The following is a 7,320-nucleotide window of genomic DNA, read 5'->3' as shown; positions in this document are numbered from 1 at the left end:
TCGGACGCGTCGATTTATGCATGTTTTGCCGTGAACCGTTGACGTTAGACCGCGAACTGGAAGGAAAAGAGTTTGACGAAAAGTACAACAAAAAAAGAAAAAGCTGATAGCCGCCTTGTGCTATCAGCTTTTTTAATGCGAATGCGCCGGCGCCCTGCTTTTTTGACAGTCAGGGCAGACTCCGTACACTTCCATGCGATGATGGTCGACCTTAAAGCCGGTGACGTGAGCGGCAAGCTGCTCGACTTCATCAAGCGCTGGATAGTGGAAATCGACAATTTTGCCGCACTCTTCACAGATGACGTGATAATGATTGGAAGTGACGAAGTCAAACCGGCTTGACGAATCGCCGTACGTCAGCTCTTTGACAAGCCCGATTTCCTTAAAGACGCGCAAGTTATTGTAGACGGTAGCTACACTCATGTTTGGGAATTTCCCTTCCAGCGCTTTGTATATTTCATCAGCCGTCGGATGGGACATCGAGCTGATCAAATACTCCAATATCGCATGACGCTGCGGCGTGATGCGTATGCCAGTCTTTTTCAGCATGTCAAGCGCTTCCTTCAGTTGCTCGTTGTCAGACACCGTCATGCACCTCACTCTCTGTTCAAAGGTGAAAAAAATTATCACTTTATAATATTTATAATTAGTCTACAAAGAATACATGCCATTTGTCAATATAGATGCCATTAATATATGGGCTCAGACGCCATTTTAACAAAAAAAGGAGGCGGAAATTGTTTCCGCCTCTTATGTCATTCATTTGAGGAGGTTACTATGTATCATACGCAAAACGATGTACATTGTCTGGACGCTTACCTAGATGACGCTAGTCGGGCGACTTCCGCAAGCGCCTCATCGACATGCCCCTTCACTTTCACCCCGCGCCATTCTTGAACCAACGTTCCGTCGGGGGCGATAATGAATGTCGAGCGATCAATACCCATATATTCCTTGCCGAAATTTTTCTTTTTCTTCCATACCCCATACAGCTCGGCCACTTCATGCCGCTCATCAGAAAGAAGCAAAAATGGCAACTCATATTTTTCGATAAACGCCTCATGCCGCTTCATCGGGTCGGTGCTCACTCCTAAAATGACGGCGTTCAACTCGGCGAACTGCGCATGGCGATCGCGAAAGTCGCACGCTTCGGCTGTGCACCCCGGGGTCATGTCTTTTGGATAAAAGTAAAGCACCACATACCGGCCGCGAAAATCAGACAGCGAAACCATTTTCCCATTGCTTGCCGGCAAGGTGAAATCTGGAGCTGGCTGGCCAATGGCAATCGTCATGTCGTTCCCCCCGTCTTCTTCATTTTCTTTTAGCGTAGCGAAGACGAAGGGAAATTGCAACTCATATCAGCGATGATCCCAGTCAAACACGGTGCGCGTCACGATGACAGCGGGCATAATGTAGCCGAGCAGCGCTTCGGCAATGGCGATCCACCGCCCGACGCCGATCGGAGTGACATCACCGTATCCGACCGACAAAAGCGTCATACCGCTTAAATACAAGCTGTCTTCAAGCAGCGACAAACGATCTTTCGATGCGCTATTTGGGGATGGGGTAAACACGGCATGGCCGTTTACTTGCAAAATCATATAAATCATGGCAAAACCGAGCAACATCGTTAAATACCAGTGGACGAGAACCCATAAGCTATCGAGTGACATGCGATGCGTCGCTTGCACGCGCACTGTCCAAAGCGAGGTGATGCTGCCGAGCAGTACGGCGGCAACAATGCCAAGGAAGGCGTAATCCATCACGTTCCCCCCATTTTTGTCCGTCGTTCATATATACGCGGACAACCGGGCGATTATACCGCATGACCCTCCGAACCCTGCTTGAATCGGCAGCACTCCTGTATTCCACCGGATCGCCCGACCCATTTGACAAACCAGCGTCCCGTCAGACGAAGCCAATCGTTGCGCTTTACTGAGCAAAATAGCGCGCCAATACACCTTTTAACGTCGCAGCACTACGGTGGAACCATTTTTTCTCCTCCTCGTCAAGTTCAATTTCAATCACTTCGCGGATGCCATTTCGGTTGATCACAGCAGGCACACCGATGTAGACATCGCGTTCGCCGTATGGGCCGTCCAAGTAAGCGGAAACGGTCAAAATGGCATTTTCATGATGCAAAATGGCGCGCGTCACGCGGGCAAGCCCCATAGCAATCCCGTAGTACGTCGCTCCTTTTTTCTCAATAATTTGGTAGGCGGCATCGCGCACATTGACAAAAATGCGCTCGAGCTCTTTTTGCGCTTCTTCCCCTTTGGACTCGACCAGCTTGCGAATCGGCACGCCGCCGATATCAGCCTGGCTCCAGACCGGGAGTTCAGTGTCGCCATGTTCGCCGATCATATAGGCGTGCACGTTCGTCGGGGCGACGGCGAAATAGTCGCCCAACAAAAAGCGGAACCGCGCCGTGTCCAAAATCGTGCCCGATCCGATTACTCGCTCTTGCGGCAGGCCGCTGAATTTCCACGTCGCGTACGTTAAAATGTCGACCGGATTGGTGGCGACGAGAAACAGTCCTTGAAATCCGGATGCCATGACCGACTCAACGATCGAGCGGAAAATGGCAATGTTTTTGTCCACAAGATCAAGCCGCGTCTCGCCCGGTTTTTGGTTGGCGCCGGCGCAAATGACAACCAAATCGGCATCGCGGCAATCATCGTAATCGCCGTGCCAAATGTCAGCCGGCTTCGGCGCAAATACTTTCCCATGGTTTAAGTCCATCGCATCGCCCTCAGCCTTGTTTTCATTTGCATCGATGAGCACGATCTCATCGGCAATCCCTTGATTCATTAAGGCAAACGCATAACTGGCGCCGACAAACCCGGTGCCGACGACCGCTACCCGATTTCCTCTCCCGTTTTTCATAACTATTCACCTCTTCTTCCTTTTTGTGAATATATTCACATTTTATTTTACGCCATAACATGCTAACGATACAGACAAGGTTGTGTCGATTGCTTGACCATTGTTTGTCATTTTGATGGCAAATGAACAAAAACGGGCGGGGCGCCTAGCTCCCCGTCCCGCGATATCGCCTCACCCCGGCGTTCCAAAGCATGACCGAAACGGTGAAGCAAACCATGCCGACCACTGGGGTGAAAAAGGCATAACTGTACCATTCCTTTTTATCAAGAAAATAAGCAGCTGGATAAACGCCGACAAAGGCAAACGGCAGCACCCACGTTAAAATATAGCGGATGACGCGATGATAAATATCGATCGGGTAGCGGCCATAGCTGCTGATGTTGTACATCATGGGCATGATGGATGTGCGGGCGTCGGCAAAAAAACTGATCGTCGCCAATGAAATGAAAATGCCGGCATAAATCAATGCACCGCCAATGACAAACAAAATAAACACGAAGACATCATACCAATGAAATGAAAGAGACAAGCGGCTGCCGGCATACAGCATAATGATCAGCCCGGGCACAGCGCCAAGCAACGATTCGAGCTCCATCCGCTCCAAAACAATTTGAAACAGGCTGTTTAGCGGGCGCGTCAACACGCGATCCATTTCCCCCTGCACAATATATCGTTCATTAAAATCCCAAAGGTTAAAAAAGGCGCCAAATACGGCATACGGAACAAGAAAAAAACCGTAAATAAACAAAATCTCATCGCGCGACCAGCCGTGAAGCAGCGTCGTATGGCCGAACACGACAAGCAAGAACACTAAGTTCACCGCCTGCGCCATTAAGTCGGACAACCATTCAATGAGCAAATCAGTGCGGTATTGCAATTTTGTCTTCATGTACTGGGCCATATATTGAAAAAAAACAGATACGTAAAACAATGTCTACCCCCCTTGCACAACAAGCCGCTTTTTCGCCACCCGCCATAGCAGCGCGATCGGAAACAATAACAGCACGCACCACGCCGCCTGCGTGAACAATCCATCGCTTACAGCGGCGCCTTGGAAGCTTTCCGTAATGATCATGCTTGGAATATAGCTAATGGCTTGAAATGGCATATACGCCATGAGCTGCTGCGCCCAATCCGGGTAAAACGACAAAGGCAAAATAAGACCGGAAAATAGATCGATAATAAACCGTTTCGCCCTAAGCAACCCTTCATTTCGGAACGTAAAAAACGTCACAACCCCCGCAAGCAAGTTCAGCTCCGAAAAAATGATAAAGCTGAATAGAAGCGACAAGCCAAAAGCGAGCCACGTTTTGGCGTGTCCCGGAAACTGAAGCGGCAAAAAAAGCGATACGAAAAAAAGCCCAGGCAGCGATAAAAAGAAAAGGCGAAACAACCCTTCGCCAAGCCCTTGCACAGCTTTCATCCCTAAATAGCTGTACGGGCGGATCAGTTCAATCGCTACTTTTCCATCGCGGATTTCCATGGCGATTTCACGGTCAAGGTTGTTAAAATAAAACGCCCGCGCCAGCCAGGAAATGGCGACATACGTCGTCATTTGCCCAAGCGACATCCCTTGCATCGATGATTTGCCGCCATAAATAGCCGACCAAAGGAAGTAATACGCTGCGATGTTAATGGCGTAAATCAAAATGCCAGTGTAATAGTTTGTCCGGTAGGCGAGCATCATTAAAAAGCGGATGCGGACCATTTCGACATACTTACCCATGAACCGCACCTTCCTCATAAATATTGCGGATGATCTCCTCCGTCGGCACTTCGTGAATATGGATGTCGTTTAACGCACAACGGGCAGCGACGCGACTGACAACTTCCGGAACGCCTCCTGATGGGACGTGCGAGACCCAAACGTTTGGCTGTTCACCTTTTTTCCAAACAACATCCAACCCTTCAGTCAACTGCTGCAAAAAAGCGGCCGTCACCGCTTCGGCGAACGTAAAGGCGACCCGTTTTCCTTGCCCCCATCTTTCTTTCAGGCGCTCAAGCGACCCGTCGTAAATGATTTTCCCTTCATCGAGCATAATGACCCGCTCGCAAAGCGCTTCAATGTCTGACATGTCGTGCGTCGTCAGCAGGATCGTCGTGCCATACCGTTCATTCAATTGCTTTAAAAACTGGCGGATGTTGAGTTTGACAAGCACATCAAGGCCGATCGTCGGTTCATCCAAAAACAATAGCGGCGGGTTGTGAATGAGCGCGGCGGCAAGCTCACAGCGCATCCGCTGGCCAAGCGACAGCTTGCGCACCGGCTTATCAAGCAGCGGGCCGATCTCAAGCATGTCAATCACCTCGGCCATATGGCGGCGATATTGCTCGTCCGAGACGCAGTACACTTTTTTCAACAGCCGGAACGACTCTTGAACAGCGATGTCCCACCATAATTGCGAACGCTGGCCGAACACGACGCCGATCGTGCGCACGAATTTTTCCCGTTCTTTATGCGGATTCATCCCGTTGACGACAATGCGCCCAGACGTTGGCGTTAAAATGCCGGTCAACATTTTGATCGTCGTCGATTTGCCGGCGCCGTTTTCGCCGATATAGCCGACGATTTCCCCTTGCTTAACAGCAAACGAAATGTCATCAACCGCTCGAACGAGCGTATAACGGCGCGTCCATAAATCGCGAAACGCTCCGACAAGGCCGGAGCGGCTTTTGTGCACTTTAAATTCTTTGCGCAAATGTTCTACTTCAATCGCGTTCATCGTTCTCCTCCTGACCTCTCCTTGGCGTCAAATGAAAAAGGCAGCTTGCGCCCTTCTCCCTATGTTGCATTATACATGAATCGCCGCCATTTTCATCTTTTTTGTTTTCCAGTCTGTTGACGCCATTGCGTTAGGCGCCGCCGCCGATTTGGAAAGAACGGCAAAATGCTTTTGTCCTAAATCAATGCCCACTCACCGATCGACCGTCGGCAACAGTTGGATGTCAGTTCCGCCCATACGGAAACAAACGATTTCCTGTCGGATTTTTTCGAATCGGCACGTCAATGATGGGAGAAACCGATCCGTCTCCCGCTTTACACCTATAGCATTGAAGTTTGAGTCTTCTCGGTTTACTATATAAAGAGGCAGTCAGCGGAAACAGGAGGATCAAACAATGCAGTGGACCAAATCAGAACAATTATATGAAGAAGCGCTCCAGCACATTGTTGGTGGAGTGAACAGCCCGTCCCGCTCATACAAAGCGGTCGGCGGCGGTGCGCCAGTCGTGATGGAGCGGGCGCAAGGAGCCTACTTTTGGGATGTGGATGGAAACAAGTACATCGACTACTTGGCCGCCTACGGACCGATCATCGCCGGGCACGCCCATCCACACATCGCGGAAGCCATCCGCCGCGCCGCCGAGACCGGTGTGTTGTACGGCACGCCAACGCCGCATGAGATCACGTTTGCCAAAATGTTAAAAGAGGCGATCCCGTCGCTCGAGAAAGTGCGGTTTGTCAACTCGGGAACAGAGGCGGTGATGACCACGATCCGCGTCGCCCGCGCCTACACCGGACGAAGCAAAATCGTCAAATTCGAAGGCTGCTACCATGGCCATTCGGACCTTGTGCTCGTCGCCGCCGGCTCGGGGCCATCGACGTTGGGGACGCCGGACTCAGCCGGCGTGCCGCCGAGCATCGCCCAAGAAGTCATTACCGTGCCATACAACGATGTCGAATCGTTCCGCGAAGCGATGAACGTTTGGGGCGAGCAAGTCGCAGCGGTCCTCGTCGAGCCGATCGTCGGCAACTTCGGCATCGTCCTGCCAAAACCGGGCTTTTTAGAAGCGATCAATGAGATTGCCCACAAGGAAGGGGCGCTCGTCATTTACGACGAAGTGATCACCGCCTTCCGCTTTATGTACGGCGGAGCGCAAAACTTGCTCGGTGTGGAGCCCGACTTGACGGCGATGGGGAAAATCATCGGCGGAGGCTTGCCGATCGGGGCGTACGGTGGACGCCAAGACATTATGGAACAAGTCGCTCCGCTCGGACCAGCGTACCAGGCCGGGACGATGGCCGGCAACCCGGCGTCGATGCTCGCTGGCATCGCCTGCCTTGAAGTGTTGAAACAAGAGGGCGTCTATGAGCATCTCGACCGATTGGGAGCAATGCTGGAAGAAGGCATCCTCGCCCATGCCCGCCAATGCGGCCTGCCGGTGACCGTCAACCGCTTAAAAGGCGCGCTCACCGTCTTCTTCACTGACGAAAAAGTGGAAAACTACAAGCAAGCCCAGCGCAGCGACGGCGAGTTGTTTGCGAAATTTTTCAAGCTCATGCTCAAACAAGGGATCAATCTCGCGCCGTCGAAATACGAAGCATGGTTTATCACCCTCGCCCATACGGAAGACGACATCGCCTACACGATCGACGCGGTCGGCAAGGCGTTTCGGCAGCTATAAGCGCTTGCGCCTCTATCACCCTCGCTGAAC

General features: G+C 51.4%; 9 protein-coding genes (1 of these 9 only partly in view). 2 read left to right on the top strand and 7 right to left on the bottom strand.

Translation table 11 applies throughout. The features are described 5' to 3' along the window. Positions 1–107: the end of a YgzB family protein gene (locus tag GHH_RS02520; RefSeq protein ID WP_011229983.1), read on the top strand. Its footprint begins 247 nt before the window's first position; the window shows 107 of its 354 coding nt (coding positions 248–354); its start codon lies off the left edge, out of view; the stop codon is at positions 105–107. Between the two features lie 25 nt (positions 108–132). Here the strand turns inward: GHH_RS02520 and perR are convergent, their stop codons facing one another. From perR to GHH_RS02485, 7 genes are all read right to left on the bottom strand, one after another. After that, positions 133–591, bottom strand: coding sequence for a peroxide-responsive transcriptional repressor PerR (perR, locus tag GHH_RS02515; protein ID WP_041470400.1), 459 nt, complete (start codon positions 589–591; stop codon positions 133–135). Between the two features lie 224 nt (positions 592–815). Further along, complete coding sequence (bcp, locus tag GHH_RS02510; protein ID WP_013146299.1) at positions 816–1,292, bottom strand: thioredoxin-dependent thiol peroxidase; 477 nt, start codon at positions 1,290–1,292, stop codon at positions 816–818. Between the two features lie 66 nt (positions 1,293–1,358). Beyond that, positions 1,359–1,763 carry a potassium channel family protein gene (locus GHH_RS02505; protein ID WP_015373979.1) on the bottom strand — a complete coding sequence of 135 codons (405 nt, stop codon included), beginning with the start codon at positions 1,761–1,763 and terminating at the stop codon, positions 1,359–1,361. Positions 1,764–1,932: 169 nt separating this feature from the next. Then, complete coding sequence (locus GHH_RS02500; RefSeq protein WP_015373978.1) at positions 1,933–2,886, bottom strand: L-lactate dehydrogenase; 954 nt, start codon at positions 2,884–2,886, stop codon at positions 1,933–1,935. Positions 2,887–3,031: 145 nt separating this feature from the next. Further along, entirely contained in the window at positions 3,032–3,817 is a 786-nt protein-coding gene (locus GHH_RS02495) for an ABC transporter permease (RefSeq protein ID WP_013146302.1), read from the bottom strand. Positions 3,818–3,820: 3 nt separating this feature from the next. Further along, complete coding sequence (locus tag GHH_RS02490; RefSeq protein WP_015373977.1) at positions 3,821–4,612, bottom strand: ABC-2 family transporter protein; 792 nt, start codon at positions 4,610–4,612, stop codon at positions 3,821–3,823. Then, positions 4,605–5,609, bottom strand: a complete 1,005-nt coding sequence (locus GHH_RS02485; protein WP_015373976.1) for an ATP-binding cassette domain-containing protein — start codon at positions 5,607–5,609, stop codon at positions 4,605–4,607. Before GHH_RS02485 ends, GHH_RS02490 begins: the two co-directional genes overlap by 8 nt. Before the next feature lie 394 nt (positions 5,610–6,003). On the opposite strand from GHH_RS02485, the gene GHH_RS02480 reads away from it, so the two are divergent. Next, complete coding sequence (locus tag GHH_RS02480) at positions 6,004–7,290, top strand: glutamate-1-semialdehyde 2,1-aminomutase (RefSeq protein ID WP_013146305.1); 1,287 nt, start codon at positions 6,004–6,006, stop codon at positions 7,288–7,290. Positions 7,291–7,320 lie beyond the last annotated feature (30 nt).

The organism is Geobacillus sp. GHH01 (assembly GCF_000336445.1).
In the GTDB taxonomy this organism is placed as follows: Bacteria; Bacillota; Bacilli; order Bacillales; family Anoxybacillaceae; genus Geobacillus; species Geobacillus zalihae.
This window is presented reverse-complemented; position numbering and strand designations above follow the sequence as displayed.

Coding starts and splice junctions, on each gene's coding strand:
- perR (WP_041470400.1), bottom strand. CDS start 591: ATGACGGTGTCTGACAACGAGCAACTGAAGGAAGCGCTTGACATGCTG.
- bcp (WP_013146299.1), bottom strand. CDS start 1,292: ATGACGATTGCCATTGGCCAGCCAGCTCCAGATTTCACCTTGCCGGCA.
- GHH_RS02505 (WP_015373979.1), bottom strand. CDS start 1,763: ATGGATTACGCCTTCCTTGGCATTGTTGCCGCCGTACTGCTCGGCAGC.
- GHH_RS02500 (WP_015373978.1), bottom strand. CDS start 2,886: ATGAAAAACGGGAGAGGAAATCGGGTAGCGGTCGTCGGCACCGGGTTT.
- GHH_RS02490 (WP_015373977.1), bottom strand. CDS start 4,612: ATGGGTAAGTATGTCGAAATGGTCCGCATCCGCTTTTTAATGATGCTC.
- GHH_RS02485 (WP_015373976.1), bottom strand. CDS start 5,609: ATGAACGCGATTGAAGTAGAACATTTGCGCAAAGAATTTAAAGTGCAC.
- GHH_RS02480 (WP_013146305.1), top strand. CDS start 6,004: ATGCAGTGGACCAAATCAGAACAATTATATGAAGAAGCGCTCCAGCAC.